Genomic DNA, 16,257 nt, shown 5'->3' on the forward strand with positions numbered 1-16,257 from the left:
GGTGGTCATTGGCGCACCCGCGGATCAACGAGAATATAGAGCATGTCGACAATGAAGTTGATGAGCACGTAGATCGCGGCGACGACGAGCAGCGCGCCCTGGATGACTGGATAGTCGCGGCGCAGGACGGCCGAAACGACGAGATTGCCGATGCCGGGCAGGCCGAAGACGGTCTCGGTCACGACCGCGCCGGCAACCAGCATGGCGATCGACAGACCGATGACGGTGATGATCGGGATCAGCGCGTTCTTCAGCGCGTGCTTCAGGATGACACGGCCTTCGCCGGCGCCCTTGGCGCGGGCGGTGCGGACATAGTCCTCACCGAGCACGTCCAGCATGGCGGCGCGGGTGAAGCGGGTGATCAAGGCGGAATTGACGACGCCGAGCGCCACCGCCGGCAGGATCAGATGATGCAGACGCTCGAGAAACGGCGTGTCCGGACCGCCGTAACCGGAGGCCGGAAACCAGCCCTGACCGACGGCGAAGACCTGAATCAGCATCAGGCCGAGCCAGAAACTCGGCACGCTTGCCGCCACCATGGTGAGCGTCACGACGATCTGGTCGAAGGTCGTACCGCGATTGACGGCCGACAGTATGCCGACCGGCAGCGCGATCGCCACCGCGATCAGGATCGAGAACAGGGTGAGGAAGAAGGTCGGCTCGGCACGCGCAGCGAGTGCCGTGGTGACCGGTTGGTTGAGAAAGATCGACTGGCCGAGATCACCCTGCAATATGCCCAGGACAAACTGGCCGTATTGCATGAGGAGCGGCGCATCGAGCCCCATGCGGGTGCGCAGCTGGGCGATATCTTCCGGGGTCGCATCCGACCCCAGCATGACAGCGGCAGGATCGCCGGGCGTTACGCGGACGATGATGAAGACCACCGTCACGACGAGGGCGAGCACGATGGCCATGCCCCCCAGCCGTTTCAAGAGTGCCTCAGCGATCCTTGCCATAGTCTATCGTCCTTACTTTTTCGGGCTTACGTTCCAGAAGTGCGGCCAATAGGTCGGCTCGTAACCCGACACACCATTGGCGAGACCGGAAACGGCATTGAAGTTGCCGACCTTGTAGAGCGGCGCATCATCATAGATGACCGTCTGGATCCCGTCCCAGGCCGTCTTCTTGGCCTCGTCGGTTGTCGCGTCCATGTAAGCGGCAACGGCCTTCGCCTTCTGGTCGGAAACGTACCAGCCCGGATAGGTGTCGGTGATCGTGTTGATCGTCGTCGGATCGCCCGGGAAGTTGGAATGGGTGATGAAGATGTCCCATTCCTTCGGATCGGCGCGGCGGGTGGTCAGCGTTGCCCAATCGACCACCTGAAGATCGACCTTGAAGCCGGCAGCTTCCAGATAGGCCTTGGCGACTTCGCCGATCTTGTAGTGGAATTCGTACTGGCGGCTGGTCATCAGGCGCAGCGGGGTGCCGTCATAGCTGGCCTGTTGAAGCAGTTTTCCAGCCGCTTCCGGATCGCCTTCACCGTAACGGGCAACGCCTGCTTCGGTGTGCCAGAAGGAGCCTTTCGGGAAGATCGAGGCATCGACGCTGAAGAAGCGGTCTTCGGAAAAGGCCGCCAGCATCATGTCGTTCGGGTTGAGCGCCGCCTGAACCGCCTGACGGAGTTCCTTCTTAACAAGCAGGCCTTCCTTCATGTTCATGTTCATCGAGGCCCAGCCGGCATCCTTGAAGATCACGGGCTTGGCATTGCCGCTCTGCTCGACGCGTTCATAGGCGCTGACCGGCAGCGAGTCGGCATAGTCGAACTGGCCGGAGATCAGGCCCTCGACGCGCGTATTGGCGTCTGGAACCGGAACGAAACGGATCTCCCTGGCGATCGCCTCGCGCTTGCCGGCATAATTGCTGACCTCGCCTTCCGGCGACTTGTAGCCCTCGAAACGGACAAGCTGGGTGTACTGGTCGGGCTTGCGCTCCTTCAGGGCATAGGGTCCGGTGCCGACAAACTCGGTCAGCGTGTCGGCAAGTTTCTCCGACGGCATGATCACCGATGCCTGTGACAGCGTGGCGAGCAGCGGCGCATAACGCGACTTGAGCTTGATGACGACGGCGTGGTCTCCGTCTTCCGTCAGGCTCTCGACGATGGCCGCAACCTGCTTGCCCTTGGAATTGATCGCCATCCAGCGCTTCAGCGAGGCCGTGACGTCCTTGGCGTCGAAAGCGCTGCCGTCGTGGAATGTCACCCCTTCGCGCAGCGCAATGCGGTAGGTCAGGCCGTCTTCGGAAAGGGTCGGCATGCCCGCTGCGAGCAGCGGCACGGACTTCCACTGAGCGTCATAGGTGTAGAGCGTCTCGAAGATGTGCTGGTCGATGGTCAGCACGATATCGGTCGGCGTCTGCATGACGTCGAGGGTCGGCGGCTCGCCGATCGTCGCAACGGTCAGAACGCCGTCATTGGCCTGGGCCAGAGCCAGGCTGCTGGTTCCGGCAAGCGCCGCCAGCGTGACCAGGACGAATGCACTCTTCTTCATTTTTCGGTTCCCTTCATTGGCATCGGTTGGTTTAAGATCCCGGCCGGCTTTCCTCCCGGTCGAAAATTCAGACATCCAGTCCCAGCGGATCGGCAACGCGCGGCCAGAGCTCGAGGCTGGCCTTGCGGTAGGGCGTGGTTGCCGGGTTGGTGGGATAGGAGGTCGGTGCGGCGATATAGACGATTTCGGAGGAGATCGGCTGAAAGCCAGCGTAGAAATGATTGGTCGACTTGATCAGCAGATAGGACTTCTCCGCGAAGTCGATGCCCTGGTTCAAGAAAATGTCGGGCTCGTAGGTCTGGGTGCGGCTGGTGATCAGCACGATGTCGATATTTGTTCCGACCGGACGGACGACGGCCGCGCTGCCGAGCGTGACCCGGCTGTTGCGGAAACTCTGCCAACCGGCGTCGAAGACCTTCCTGACTGTCACACGCAGGTCGAGCGGCTCTCCACCTTCCGGGGCGGATTTTCCGCCGACGCGCAGGCTGAGTTCCGCACCTTCGCCGGCCGCATGGCAGAAGGTCACGGCGATCGGATCCCAGATCGTCGCGACGGCGAAATTGTCCATGCCGCGCTTCAGCATCCGGCCCAGGATGTAGGTTGCATCGCCGGCGACGCCACCGCCGGGATTGTCCCAGACGTCGGCTATGGTGACCGGCATGTCAGGATGCGTGGCGCGCATGGCGATTGCCTTGTCGAGACCCGCCTCGGTATCGAACATCGGCATCGCGGTGGTCTTGCGCAGGCTGTAGAGCTCGCGGCCGAGCCGAGCGGCGAGAGCATCGCCCTTCGCCTTGTCGTTGTCGGTCACGACGACGATGCGAGTGCCCATGTCCGGCAGGTCCCCGGCCATGAAGCCGTGGATGACGGAGGCGGAAAGGACGCCGTCCTTGCCTTCCATCGCCTGCATGCGGTCGACGAAGGACCGCATCGGCTCGCGGCTGGTCGGGAAAATGGTGATCATCCGGCAGTCAAAGGTCGAAATCACCGGCTTGATCTCGCCACGCAGCGCCCGCAGCGCGAGTTCCACGACATGCTCGCCGCGCTGTTCGAAATCCGTATGCGGGAATTCGAGGAAGGCGGCCATGAGGTCGAGATTGGCGACCCTGAGAGCGGTCAGATGGCTGTGTGGGTCAAATTCGGCGGCGATCAGAACGTCCGGACCAACGATTTCGCGGACACGGGCCAGGAGATCGCCTTCCGGATCGTCATAGCCTTGAGCCGCCATCGCGCCATGCAGGCCGAGCACGACGCCATCAACCGGCAGTGCCGCCTTCAGTTCGGCCAGGATCAGGTCGCGCAGCGTCTCGTAGGTCTGGCGCTGGATGAGGCCCGCGGGTTCTGCCCAGCAGGATGTACCTTCGATCACGGTGAAGCCTTCTTCCCTGCCGCGACGGCGCAGGATAGGAACGACGGAGGAGCAGAGTGTCGGCGTATCCGGATGCTCGCCCGGCCCGGCATAGAAGGCCGCCTTGAACGCATTCATGTCCGTCGGCACGGGAGAGAAGGTGTTCGTCTCAGTCGCCAGCGAGGCGGTGAAGATGCGCATGTCTTAAATCCGAATACACTCCGGCCTTCGGCCGCCGCTACGGGGCTCGCTACCGTCGTCATGTTGTCTTGCTGACCAATTTCCGAACGCCGCCGACCTATGGGGTCATCTTTTCAGCGATAGCTGCTGCGTATTCGAAAATAGGAGTTCCCATGTTCTTCAGTTCGCCCGCTCACCATTTGGTGTAATTTATTTTCTCAATAATGCGATAAATCAGTGCGAAGTCAATGAATTTTCCGGGTATCTGTGGATTTGTGTAATTCATTTTCTTGGCGCTCGAAAGCGCCACCCAATTTTCATGGTCTAGAATGGCCCGTGAACCGGTCTGCGAGGGTGCGTGCAACACTTTTGTGTGGGAATCGAAAGTTTTAGCCGAGCCGGAAATGCAGGGTGAGGGCGATGGAACACTGTTTCGGCATGAAAAAGGGGGCCTGTTGGAGGCCCCCCTTTTTCATCGTTGTGTCAAATGTCCACAGCATGGTGTTTGCTTGAAGATTTGATGCGGCGGAATTTTTTGAGCGCAGCAGCTACCAGACCGTCCCGCGGGCATCCACATTCTCGACCCGCGTCACGATGCCATTGCGATGAAAGACCATCCGGTCGAAGAGATTGGTGACGACGCAGGTGTGGTTCGGCACCACTTTGACCATCGTGCCGATTTGTGGGAACGGCTCGGCGCAGCCCGACAAATCGACCACCGCATGCTCCTCAGACAGCGACACAATCCGCGCGCCCTCGAAATCGTGGATGGAACCGTAGTCGGTGAAGCCGAGCAGGTCGGAGGTCAGTGCCTTTGAGCCGCAATCCAGCACGGCACGATCCGCCGCCGGACGCGAAACCACCGTTGCAAGGATGTGCATGGCGAGATCGTCCACCGTGCAATGGCCGGCGCGGACCATGCTGCGGTCATTATAGACATAGGTTCCGGCGCGATGTTCGGTGGCGGACGGCACAAGGTGGGCGGCGAAGAGGTCCGGCGAACCACCGCTGGACCGGACGGGGCAGTCTATCCCCTTGTCCGACAGGAGCGCCATGGTGCGGGCCATGAAGGTCTCGACCTCGACCGCGCCGCCGACGGCGGGGTAGGTCATGATGCCGCCGAAACGCAGGCCGGGCGCCGAAGCGATCTTCTCGGCGAGCGCGACCGCCGCTTCCGGTGTCTGCACGCCGCAGCGCTTGGCGCCGGTATCGCATTCGACCAGAACCGTCAGCGGGCGATCGCCATCGAAGGTGGAGGCCAGACCGGCAAGCGTGATCTCGCTATCGGCCACGACCGCGAGCCTCGCGATCCGTTCGTTGAGCGCCTTCAACCGCGCGAGCTTGGCCGGCCCGAGAATATTGTAGGTGATCAGTATGTCGTCGAAGCCCGCATCCGCAAAGACTTCTGCCTCGGTCACTTTCTGGCAATTGAGCCCGACCGCGCCGGCCTCTACCTGCTGGCGGGCGACCGCGGCGATCTTGTGGGTCTTGATATGCGGACGGAATGCCTTGCCGTGTTGATCGCAATAGGTCTGGACGCGGGCGATGTTCGCGGCAAGCCGGTCTTCGTCGATGACCGGCATCGGCGTTGCGACCTGGTCGAGCGGCGTGCCGGATTCCGGCCACGGATAGTTCATGGTAGACCTCGTTGGGGAAGGCGCGCCATCGCAGGACGGGATTGTTGGCGCGGCAATGTTGCTTTTATTTTCAGGAATGAGACGAGTTTCGTTGATGCTTGTGCTCATTATGCTATCAAAAATGGCGCGAGTGAAATTCAATTTCACCGGCGCTCCAAATTTTCGCAACGCTGCAATGCAGGCAAGACCGAATGGACCTCTTTCACGCCCTCTCCGACGAGGATGGCCGACTTTCGGGCCTGGATGCCAAGCTGGCGAAGTTCGCGATGGAGAACGTGGACTTCGTCGTCAATTCGTCAATCATCGAGCTGGCCCATCGGGCGGGGGTGTCGCCGCCGACGGTCACCCGTTTCTGCCGGCGGCTGGGGTGCCAGGGCTATTCCGATTTCAAGGTGCAACTGGCCAAGCTGGCCTATGTCGGCCTGCGCTACCTGAAGCCGGAGGCAACGACTGCGACTGCCGAAGAGGTGGCTCGCGATATCGTTTCCAAGGCGCAGAATGCGCTTTTTGAGCTTCATCGCCAGCTCGACCTCGCCGCCATCGAAAAGGCGGCGCAGATCCTGCGGGCGGCCGAATTCGTCCAGGCTTTCGGCGCCAGTGGCAACTCGGCGATGATCGTCAACGAGCTGCACAATCGCCTCTTCCGCCTCGGTTGCCGAATCAACGCATCCAACGACCACGGCATGAACCTGATGATCTCGGCGGCCGTGCAGCCGGGAACGGTGGTGTTCGGGTCGTCGTTCACCGGCCGGGATATGGGCCTCGTCCATTGCCTGGAGATACTGAGGCAGAACGCCATTCCGACCATCGTGATGACCCAGGCCGGCTCGCCGGTCGCCATGGCCGCGGACGTGGTCATCGCAATCGACATGCCGGAGGGCAAGAACATCTTCCGCCCGACATCGACCCGCTACGCCTATCTTGCCGCGATCGACATCCTGGCCAACATGGTGGCCTATGCCGATCGCACCAAGGCACTGAAATCGCTGCGGAGCATCAAGGAGGAACTGGTGCGCAACCGTGATGGTGACGATCGCCAACTCCTCGGCGATTGAAGGCGGCGTGGTTCAGTAATTAGATCCCGCGCCTTTTTGGGAATGGAACATGGGGCCGCCGCGCCAGCGAGGGAAACCGTAGCCGTGGATTTCGACCAGATCGATGTCTGAGGCCTTTTCGGCAATCCCTTCCGCCAGGATCGCTTCGCCCTCCCGGGCCATGGCGCCGACCAGGTGTACGGCGATCGCATCGGCATTCAGTGCCGGGCCGGGTTCGATCCGGGCGCCGAGGAGGCGGGTCACCTCGTCCGAAGGAACAGGCCGGCGATCGCCCGGCTTGTAGTCGTACCAGCCGCCGCCTGTCTTCTGGCCTTTGCGGCCGGCCCGCACCAGAATGTCGCTGAGCGTCTCCGGGACATCCTGGCCCGCCGCCCGCGCGCCTTCCCGTTGCAGGAACGCGATGTCGAGGCCGCCGAGGTCCTGCGCTTCGAAGGGACCCATGGCGAAGCCGAAGGCTCGCATCGCGGCGTCAACGTCGGCTATCGCGACGCCTTGCCGGACCAGAGCCTCGGCCTCGGCGCGGTAGCGCTTGAGGATCCGGTTGCCGATGAAGCCTTCGCAAATGCCGGCGCGCACCGGCACCTTGCCGAGCATGCGGGCAAGGGCAAAGCCGGTCGCCAGCGTCGCGTCGGCGATCTGCGGCGTCGGCACGATCTCCAGGAGCTTCATGACATTGGCCGGGCTGAAGAAATGCAGGCCGATGAAGCGCCCGGGATTGGGCAGGCCCTCGGCGATCGACCGCGGATCGAGATAGGAGGTATTGGTGGCCAGCACCGCATCGGGGCGGCAGACGCGACCCAGTTGCTCGAACACCTGTCGCTTGACGGAAAGCTCCTCGAACACGGCCTCGATCACGAGGTCGGTATCGGCAAGGGCTGCATAGTCCGTCGAACCCGTCACGCCGGCAAGCCGCGCTTCGGCGGCAGCTTCGGTCAGGCGTCCGCGCTTGACTGCGCCGGCGAAGATGTCTCTCAGATTGGCGATGCCACGCTCGACGGCCGCATCGTCCCGCTCGATCAGGATGACCGGCAGGCCGGCATCGCGGAGCGCCGCGGCAATACCCGCCCCCATCGTGCCGCCGCCGATCACGGCGGCATTCCGGAGCGGAAAGGCCGGCACGCCGGACAAGCCCGCCGGCCGGGGGGCCGCCCGCTCGGCGAAGAAGACGTGACGCAGCGCCGCCGCCTGACTGGAGGCCCGCAATTCCAGGAAAGTGGCACGCTCGAACTGCATCGCTGCGGCAAAGTCGGCTTCGGTTGCCCGGCGCAGGCAGGCAAGCGCTTTCAGCGGTGCAACTTCGCCCTTGGCACGCTTGGCGACAGTCCCCTCGGCCTCGGTCCAGAAGGTGTCCGGTACTTCCGGTCCGGGACGCTGCGAGAGTGGCAGGGGGAGTGTATGCGAAAGCGCGTCGCGGGCAAAGGCGATGGCGGCCGTGCGCAGGTCGCCCTCGACGATCCTGTCGACGAGGCCAAGTTCCAGCGCTCGGGAGCCACGCACAGGTTTGCCCGTGGTCACGAGATCGACGGCCGCCTCGACGCCGGCGAGACGCGGCGTGCGCACCGTTCCGCCAGCACCCGGAACGAGCCCGAGCGTCACTTCCGGCAGGCCGACCGAGGCATCCGCTGTCGCAAGCCGGAAACGGCAACCCAGCGCCACCTCGAAGCCCCCACCCAAGGCAGACCCATGGATCGCTGCGATCCAGGGCTTGGCCGCGAGCTCGATGGCCGAGACGACGTCGGGCAGATGCGGCGGCTGCGGCGGCTTGTCGAATTCGCTGACATCGGCGCCGGCGATGAAGGTCCGCCCGGCGCAGGTGAGCACCACGGCCGAGACCTCGGGATCGCCGTCAAGCTCGCTCACCGCATCGACGAGACCCTGGCGCACGGCCTGGCTCAATGCGTTCACGGGCGGATTGTCGATCGTGACAACGGCGATGTTACCCTCGCGGGCGATAGTGACGACGGACATGAATGATCAAATTCCCAGATAGGCTTCTCGAATGCGGGGATCGGCAAGCAAATCGCCTGCCGGTCCTTCCATGGTGATCTTGCCGGTTTCCATGACATAGCCACGGTCGGCGACCGACAGGGCACCGAAGGCGTTCTGCTCGACCAGGAGCACGGTGACCTTGAGATCGCGCATGCTTTTCACCACGTCGAAGATCTGCTGGACCAGGATGGGTGCCAGACCCATCGAGGGCTCGTCGAGCAGCAGGCAGGACGGGCGCCCCATCAGCGCGCGGGCGATGGCCAGCATCTGTTGCTGGCCGCCCGACAGGCCGCCGGCGGCAAGGTTGCGCTTCTCCTTGAGGATCGGGAACATCTGGAAGGCATTTTCCATGTCCCGTTCGACCCGGTCGTCGGTGAAGAGAAAGGCGCCGAGGCGCAGGTTTTCCTCCACCGTCAGGTTGGTGAAGATCTGCCGGCCCTCGGGAGACTGGGCAAGCCCGCGCTTCAAACGCTTGTAGGCGGGCGTGGTGGCCAGCGCCTCACCGCGGAAGATGATCTGGCCGGCACTGATCGGCTGGAGGCCGGACAGGCAGCGCAAGAGCGTCGTCTTGCCGGCGCCATTGGCGCCGACGATGGTGACGATCTCGCCGGAATCGATGTGCAGGTCGATGCCGTGCAGCGCCTCGATGCGGCCATAGCGCGACCGCAGTCCCTCAACCGTGAGCATGGGACGCCTCCTGTGCCTGAGTTCCGAGATAGGCCGCGACGACATCGGGATTGCGGGCCACGGTGGCGGGATCACCCTCGGCGATCTTTACCCCATGATCGAGGACGACGATGTGGTTGGAGATGCGCATCACCATCTTCATGTCGTGCTCGACCAGAAGGATGGCGACGCCGGAGGCGGCGACCTCGGCGATCAGGTGGTCGATCTCCTCGGTCTCAACGGCATTGCAGCCGGCGGCCGGTTCGTCGAGCAGCAGGACCTTGGTGTCGAGGGCGAGCGCACGGGCGATTTCCAGCCGCTTCAGCGCGCCATAGGACAGATTGCCGGCCTCCAGTTCCGCGGCATTGGCGAGACCGACGCGGGCCAGCAGTTCGCGCGCCCCGGCCTGCGCCTCCCGCGAGCGCCGGCGCGACGCCGGCAGCCCGAGGAGGTCGGCGAACACCGAACCCTTTTCCCGCAGATGAAAGCCGGCAATGGCGTTCTCCAGCACGGTCATGTTCTGGAAGATCTGCAGGTTCTGGAAGGTGCGCGACATGCCGCGCCGTGCCAGAAGATGCGGGGAAAACCCGGTCACCTCTTCGCCGCTGAGTTTCACCTTGCCCGATTTCGGCATGTAGACGCCGGAGATCATGTTGAACAAGGTGGTCTTGCCGGCACCGTTCGGCCCGATGACCGAGACGATTTCTCCTGGATTGACGGAAAAGCTGACATTGTCGACGGCCTTCAGGCCGCCGAAGGCAATACCCAGTCCTTCGACGCTGAGAAGTGTCATGCTCCCCTCCCGGTGAATTGGCGCAGAAGCGACGGCAGCAGGCCCTCGCGCAGGAAGATCATCACCAGCATCATGACCAGGCCGAGCATGACCTGTTCATATTCGGCGAACACGGTGAGCACCTGTGGCAGGAGCGTCAGGATGCCGGCGCCGAGAATGGCGCCGAGCACCGATCCCGCGCCGCCGAGCACGGCCATGGTGACGAGCTCGATCGAGTGCATGTAGCCGGCGACATCGGGCGTGATGAACTTGTTCTGCAGGGCCAGCAACGAGCCGGAGACCGAGGCAAAAACCGCCGAGATGACGAAGGCCTGCAGCTTCAGCCGGGCGACGTCGACGCCGACCGTGCTTGCGGCGATCTCGGAGCCATGCAGGGCACGCAACGCGCGGCCCGTCGGGCTGTCGTAGAGATTGAGGGCCAGCCAGGCGCCGATCAGCAGGCAAAGCCCGCAGAAAAAGTACCAGAATTCCGGTGCAGAAAGCTTGAGCCCCATCGCACCGAGCGCCTGGCGAAGGCCGAGATCGGCAACGGCGATGCCGTCCGGCCCGCCGGTCAGCCAGGCCTCGTTGGACAGCACCATGGAAACCAGGATGCCGAAGCCGAGCGACGCGACGGCAAGATAGTAGCCCTTGAGGCGCAGGATCGGGCGGCCTACCCCATAGGCGATCGCAGCCGAGAGCGCCGCGCCAAGGAGTGCGGCGAACGCCGGGTGCAGGCCGAGATGCACGGGCGCCAGCGCCGAGGCATAGGCGCCGATGCCGGCAAAGCCGGCATGGCCGAGGCTGATCTGTCCGGCGAAGCCTGTCAGGATGACGATACCGAGCACCGCCACTCCATTGACGAAGAGCAGCGACCCGACGCGGAAATAGAAGGCCGAGGGGAAGAAGAAGGGCGTTACCGCGATCAGCAGCGCCAGCACCAGGAGGGTGGTCTGTTTTGTCGTGAGCCGCATCATCACACCCGATTGACCGAATTGCGTCCGAACAGGCCTTGCGGCATGGCGAAGAGGACGGCGAGGATGACGACGAAGGCAACGGCATCCTTGTATTGCGAACTGATGAAGCCGGCCGTCAGCGCCTCGAACAGGCCGAGCAGGATCCCGCCGACGAGCGCACCCTTCGGATTGCCCATGCCACCGAGCATGGCGGCGGCAAAACCTTTGAGCGCCAGCGCGATGCCGAGGTCGTAGCTGGTCAGCGTGATCGGGGTGACGAGCACGCCGGCCAGCGCACCGATGGCGGCCGAAAGCGCGAAGGAGAGCGTCATGACCCAGTTGGTGTTGATGCCGACGAGCTGGGCGGCGAGGCGATTATTGGAGGTGGCCAGCACCGCCTTGCCGGTCAGGGTGCGGGTGAAGAACAGCCAGAGGCCGACGAACACGACGACGGCGCCTGCAATGACCCAGATACTCTGCGGCAGGATGGTCGCGGCGAGGATCTTGATCGGCTCGTCGCCGGTGAAAGCCGGGAAACGGTGAAGCTGCTTGTCGAAGACGAGCTGCGTCACGCCGCGAATGAAGATCGATGCACCGATGGTGATGATGATCAGCGAGACCACAGGTGCGCCGCGCGCCGGTTCAATGGCGAGCTTGTTGAGCGCCACGCCGATGGCCGCCGTCAGGGCGATGGCGATCAACGCCGCCAGTGGCAGCGGCAGGCCGGCGTCGAAGGCAAACACCGTGATCATGCCACCCAGCATGACGAACTCGCCCTGGGCGAAGTTCACCACATCGGAGGCGTTGTAGATGATCGTGAAGCCCAGCGCGACGAGCGCATAGACCGCGCCGACCGTTAGGCCGGAAAGGAGGAACTGCATCAGTTCAGGCATCGAAGACCCCACTGTGGCCGATTGTTCTCGAGGTGGAGCCCGCATGCCTGCAGGCTCCACACCAATGTCGTCGCCCCGCAAACGGGGCGACCCGGGTGCTTACTCGATGATTGTCCAGCCGCCGTCCTTGATCTCCAGCATGCGGAATGCCGAGAGATCGAGGCCGAGGTGATCTTCCGCCGACATCGTCACGACACCGGTGGTGCCGACCAGGCCGGAGGTGGATTCGATCGCGTCGCGGATCGCTTCGGGTTCCGCCGAGCCGGCGCGGCCGATCGAATCGACGAGAATGCGCAGAGCGTCATGGGCATAGCCGCCGAAGGTCGAGACGGCAGAGCCGGTCTTCTTCTCGTAGGCGGTCTTGTAGGCGTTGACGACAGCCTTCTGGGCATCGCCGTCCGCCAGGATACCGGAAACCAGCAGGGCGGTACCGGGAAGGCGAACACCTTCAGCGGCCTTCGCGCCGGCAAGCTCGATGAAGCCGTCGGAGGCAACGCCGTGCGACTGGTAGAGCGGCAGGCCGACGGCCAGCTGCGAATAGTTGCGCGTCACGATCGACGGGCCTTGGCCGAAGCCGGCATTCAGCACGGCCTGCACGCCGGCCGTGCCCTTGATGTTGGTCAGCTGCGGGGTCATGTCCGCATCCTGCGGGCCATAGGTTTCGTCGGCGGCGATCTCGATGCCGTAGTCGCCGGCAACAGCGACGCACTGCTTGTGCATTGAGGCGCCGAAGCCGTCGGTGCCGGAAATCACGCCGATCTTGGTGATGGCGTTCTTCTTCATGTTTTCGAAGATCTTCTGGCAGGCCATGCGGTCGGTATGCGGGGTCTTGAAGACCCAGTGCTTGACGGGATCGATGATTTCGATCGCGCCGGCGAGCGAGATGAACGGAACTTCGGAGTCTTCGGCGACCGGAATGATCGACATGGTCGTGCCGGTCGTCGTGCCGCCGATGATGGCGACGACTTCGTCGTCCTCGACGAGGCGGGTGGCAAAGGTGCGCGCCTTGTTCGGGTCGCCGCCGTCGTCATAGAGCACGAGCTTCAGCGGCTCGCCGTTGACGCCGCCGGCGGCATTGATTTCCTCCACCAGCATTTCGAGCGTCTTGGCTTCCGGGTCGCCGAGGAACGAGGCGGGGCCGGTTGCCGAGACGGTGGCGCCGATCTTGATCTCGGCCTCGGCAGCCGTTGCAATACCCAGAGCCATCAGCGTGGCGAGTGCGGTTGTCGTGGTGATTTTCATTGTGTCTCCTCCCTGAGAACGTTGAATTAAGAAGTCGATTACGCCGCCTTTGGGCGGCGCCACATCGCCAGCCGGAACCGGTTGGCGACGAAGGCTGTGTCGGTCAGGCTGGCATTGCCGGCGGGATTGCCGCCGGTGACGTGAAAGTCGGAAAATGCCGCGGACTGGTTGACGAAAATGTTGCCGGTCAGGTTGATCGACAGGTTGACCCCGGCCCGGGCGAAGGCCTTCACCGCGTAGGCGATACGCGCCTCGTCGGTGTCGTACAGCGCGGCGGTAATTGCGCCCTTGCTGCGGGCCAGGCTGGCTGCGGCATCGATGCCGGCCTTAGCGCTGTCGACCGCGACAATGAAGGCAACCGGCCCGAAGCACTCGTCCTCATGAACCTGCGTCTCGGCATCGTCCACGGCGACGATCAGCGGGGTGGCGCTACAACCGGTGGCCAGCGGCTGCGAATCGCGGACGATCCGGCCGAAGCCGCGCGCCTTGTCGATCCGTGCCAACGTCGCCGGATTGGCGATCGCGCCGCAGACGCCCGAAGCGCGGGCGGGATCGCTCAGCAGAGCGTCGACCGCAGCGCCGATCGCGGTTGCCACCTCGTCGAAACTCTTGTGCCCTGCATTGGTCGAAATGCCTGCACGGGGCACGAAAATGTCCTGCGGGGCGGTGCACATTTGCCCGGAGTAGAGCGACAGCGAAAACGCGATGTTGGCGCACATGCCGGCAAAATCGTCGGTCGCGGCGACGACGATCGAGTTCACGCCGGCTTCCTCGGTGAACACCTGGGCGGAACGGGCATTGTTTCGCACCCATTCGCCGAAGACGCTGGAGCCGGTGTAGTCGATGATGGCGATCTCCGGATGGGTCACGAGGTCCTTGGTGATCTCGGCGCCGGCCTGATCGACAGCCAGCAGGACCACGTCAGCCGGGAAGCCTGCCTCGACCAGGACTTCGCGCGCCACTTTGACGGTCAGTGCGAGCGGCAGGATGGCGCCGGGATGCGGCTTGACGATCACGGTATTGCCGGTCGCGAGGCTCGCGAACAGACCCGGATAGGTGTTCCAGGTCGGGAAGGTCTGGCAGCCGATCGCAAGCGCGATGCCGCGCGGCACGACCTGCCAGTTCTTTTCCAGAACGATCGGTGCCGCCTTGCCCTGCGGCTTTTCCCAGGTGGCCTGGCCCGGCGTGCGGGTCATTTCCGCCCAGGCGGTGGCGACGGCTTCGAGCCCACGGTCCTGGGCATGCGGGCCGCCGGCCTGAAAGGCCATGGCGAAGGCCTGTCCGGTGGTGTGCATCACGGCATTGGCCATTTCGAAGCTGATGCGATTGAGCCGCGTCAGGATTTCCAAGCAGACGCTGACCCGCAACTCGGGCGAGGCATCTGCCCAGGCGTCTCCGGCCGCTTTGGAGGCGGCAACGAGCGTCGCGGCATCGGTGGCCGGATAAAGAATCGCGAGGTCTGGCCCCCAGGGCGATACTTCGGAACCGATGCGCGCATCTTCCGGGTGGCCGGGCAGTTCGAAACGCGTGCCGAGCAGGGCCTTGAAGAAAGCCTCGCCATCGTCCTTGGCGGTTTCGCCATAGATCTTGCCGCTCGGAACTTCCGGAAAGGGCGACCAGAAACCCCGGTCGGACAGGGCCTTGACAGCCGTCTCCAACAGACCGCGATGGCGGTCGAACATGTCGTTCATGGCAATTTCCTCCCTGCTCCTGCCTTTATCATTGACCGTCCGGTCGGTTTATGCAAGATCTTTTTACGCCCCCGGGAAAAATCGGAGCGGGGACGAGGGAGAGAGCGATGCACCAATCCGACACCGTGCTGGTGACGATGGATCACGGGGTTCTGCGGCTGACGCTGAACCGGCCGGACAAACTCAATTCGTTCAACGAGGACATGCACCGCGCCCTGCGTGCCGCCTTCGAGCGCGCCCATGAGGATGCGGCGGTGCGCGCCGTGCTTCTGACCGGCGCCGGCCGCGGCTTCTGCGCCGGCCAGGACCTCGGCGACCGCGATCCTCGCAAGGGCGGGCCTGCTCCCGATCTCGGCCATACGCTCGAAACCTTCTACAATCCGACGCTGCGTCTGATCCGTTCGCTGGATAAACCAGTGATCTGCGCGGTCAACGGGGTGGCGGCCGGCGCCGGCGCCAATATCGCCTTTGCCTGCGATATCGTGCTGGCCGCCCGCTCGGCGAAATTCATCCAGGCGTTCTCCAAGATCGGCCTGATCCCCGATGCCGGCGGCAGCTGGAGCCTCGCCCGCATTCTCGGCGAGCCGCGCGCCAAGGCGCTCGCCATGACCGCCGAGCCGCTGATGGCGGAGCGCGCCGCCGACTGGGGCCTGATCTGGAAGGCCGTCGACGACGACCAGTTGATGACGGTGGCCGAAACGCTCGGCCGCTCGCTGGCCGAAGGTGCCACACGGGGCCTCGGCCTCACCAAGCGCCTGATCCAGGCCGCGGCGACCAACAGCCTCGACGAACAGCTCGACATGGAGCGCGACTGCCAGCGCGAAGCCGGCCGCACGGCCGACTATGCCGAAGGCGTCACCGCCTTCCTGGAAAAGCGCAAGCCGGAGTTTTCGGGCAAATGACGATGAACGCACAGGAAATGGCGGAAGCCTGCGCCAAGGCGATGTGGGACCTCGACACGGCGTCGCAAAATCTCGGCATGCGCATCGATCACATCGCGCCGGGGCAGGCGACCCTGTCGATGGAAATCACCAAGATCATGTCCAACGGCCACGGCAACTGCCACGGCGGCTACATTTTCACGCTGGCCGACAGCGCCTTTGCCTTCGCCTGCAACGGCTACAATCAGCTGACCGTCGCGCAGAACTGCTCGATCACCTATATCAGTCCGGGGAGGATCGGCGACCGGCTGACGGCGGAGGCACGCGAGGTCTCACGCAAGGGCCGGTCGGGCATCTACGACATTCGCATTTCAAATCAGAACGGCGACCTTGTCGCCGAATTTCGCGGCCTGTCGCGAACGGTGAAGGGCACCCACTTGCCCGATCCCGCCTGAACCAAG

The 16,257-nt window shown here is 63.8% G+C and carries 14 protein-coding genes; 3 read left to right on the forward strand and 11 right to left on the reverse strand.

Going from position 1 to position 16,257, the window contains the following annotated elements; translation table 11 throughout:
• Positions 1-5: 5 nt before the first annotated feature.
• The 4 genes from DYZ14_RS03780 to DYZ14_RS03795 all read right to left on the reverse strand — a co-directional run bounded on the left by DYZ14_RS03780 (position 6) and on the right by DYZ14_RS03795 (position 5,651).
• The gene (locus DYZ14_RS03780; RefSeq protein WP_195949841.1) at positions 6-947 is read right to left on the reverse strand and encodes an ABC transporter permease; all 942 of its coding nucleotides are present in this window, start codon (positions 945-947) and stop codon (positions 6-8) included.
• Between the two features lie 21 nt (positions 948-968).
• Entirely contained in the window at positions 969-2,486 is a 1,518-nt protein-coding gene (locus DYZ14_RS03785; RefSeq protein WP_154719452.1) for an ABC transporter substrate-binding protein, read from the reverse strand.
• A 67-nt stretch (positions 2,487-2,553) separates the two neighbouring features.
• Positions 2,554-4,035 carry a M81 family metallopeptidase gene (locus DYZ14_RS03790; RefSeq protein WP_154719453.1) on the reverse strand — a complete coding sequence of 494 codons (1,482 nt, stop codon included), beginning with the start codon at positions 4,033-4,035 and terminating at the stop codon, positions 2,554-2,556.
• 527 nt (positions 4,036-4,562) lie between these two features.
• Positions 4,563-5,651 carry a D-TA family PLP-dependent enzyme gene (locus DYZ14_RS03795; protein WP_154719454.1) on the reverse strand — a complete coding sequence of 363 codons (1,089 nt, stop codon included), beginning with the start codon at positions 5,649-5,651 and terminating at the stop codon, positions 4,563-4,565.
• Between the two features lie 191 nt (positions 5,652-5,842).
• Here DYZ14_RS03795 and DYZ14_RS03800 point away from each other — a divergent pair, with 191 nt between their 5' ends.
• Positions 5,843-6,706: a MurR/RpiR family transcriptional regulator gene (locus DYZ14_RS03800; RefSeq protein ID WP_154719455.1), complete on the forward strand. Its 864-nt coding sequence runs from the start codon at positions 5,843-5,845 to the stop codon at positions 6,704-6,706.
• Positions 6,707-6,718: 12 nt separating this feature from the next.
• Here DYZ14_RS03800 and DYZ14_RS03805 read toward each other — a convergent pair whose 3' ends face one another.
• The 7 genes from DYZ14_RS03805 to paaN form a co-directional block, all read right to left on the reverse strand.
• Positions 6,719-8,674 (reverse strand): 3-hydroxyacyl-CoA dehydrogenase NAD-binding domain-containing protein, encoded by a 1,956-nt coding sequence (locus DYZ14_RS03805; RefSeq protein WP_154719456.1) that lies wholly within the window; start codon positions 8,672-8,674, stop codon positions 6,719-6,721.
• Between the two features lie 6 nt (positions 8,675-8,680).
• Positions 8,681-9,427, reverse strand: a complete 747-nt coding sequence (locus DYZ14_RS03810) for an ABC transporter ATP-binding protein (RefSeq protein ID WP_445292260.1) — start codon at positions 9,425-9,427, stop codon at positions 8,681-8,683.
• On the reverse strand, positions 9,369-10,154 hold the full coding sequence (locus DYZ14_RS03815) for an ABC transporter ATP-binding protein (protein ID WP_154719458.1): 786 nt from the start codon (positions 10,152-10,154) through the stop codon (positions 9,369-9,371). The genes DYZ14_RS03810 and DYZ14_RS03815 overlap by 59 nt, the downstream gene beginning before the upstream one ends.
• Positions 10,151-11,107, reverse strand: a complete 957-nt coding sequence (locus DYZ14_RS03820) for a branched-chain amino acid ABC transporter permease (RefSeq protein WP_195949815.1) — start codon at positions 11,105-11,107, stop codon at positions 10,151-10,153. Before DYZ14_RS03820 ends, DYZ14_RS03815 begins: the two co-directional genes overlap by 4 nt.
• Positions 11,108-11,109: 2 nt before the next feature.
• The gene (locus tag DYZ14_RS03825) at positions 11,110-11,982 is read right to left on the reverse strand and encodes a branched-chain amino acid ABC transporter permease (protein ID WP_154719460.1); all 873 of its coding nucleotides are present in this window, start codon (positions 11,980-11,982) and stop codon (positions 11,110-11,112) included.
• Positions 11,983-12,081: 99 nt separating this feature from the next.
• The gene (locus DYZ14_RS03830; protein ID WP_154719461.1) at positions 12,082-13,224 is read right to left on the reverse strand and encodes an ABC transporter substrate-binding protein; all 1,143 of its coding nucleotides are present in this window, start codon (positions 13,222-13,224) and stop codon (positions 12,082-12,084) included.
• A 38-nt stretch (positions 13,225-13,262) separates the two neighbouring features.
• A complete protein-coding gene (gene paaN, locus DYZ14_RS03835) occupies positions 13,263-14,915 on the reverse strand; it encodes a phenylacetic acid degradation protein PaaN (RefSeq protein WP_154719462.1) in 1,653 nt (550 codons plus the stop codon).
• A 107-nt stretch (positions 14,916-15,022) separates the two neighbouring features.
• On the opposite strand from paaN, the gene paaG reads away from it, so the two are divergent.
• The gene (paaG, locus tag DYZ14_RS03840) at positions 15,023-15,817 is read left to right on the forward strand and encodes a 2-(1,2-epoxy-1,2-dihydrophenyl)acetyl-CoA isomerase PaaG (RefSeq protein WP_154719463.1); all 795 of its coding nucleotides are present in this window, start codon (positions 15,023-15,025) and stop codon (positions 15,815-15,817) included.
• Positions 15,814-16,251, forward strand: a complete 438-nt coding sequence (paaI, locus tag DYZ14_RS03845) for a hydroxyphenylacetyl-CoA thioesterase PaaI (RefSeq protein ID WP_210209274.1) — start codon at positions 15,814-15,816, stop codon at positions 16,249-16,251. The genes paaG and paaI overlap by 4 nt, the downstream gene beginning before the upstream one ends.
• Positions 16,252-16,257 lie beyond the last annotated feature (6 nt).

It is taken from the genome of Ciceribacter sp. T2.26MG-112.2, assembly GCF_900492205.1.
Classification (GTDB): domain Bacteria; phylum Pseudomonadota; class Alphaproteobacteria; order Rhizobiales; family Rhizobiaceae; genus Allorhizobium; species Allorhizobium naphthalenivorans_A.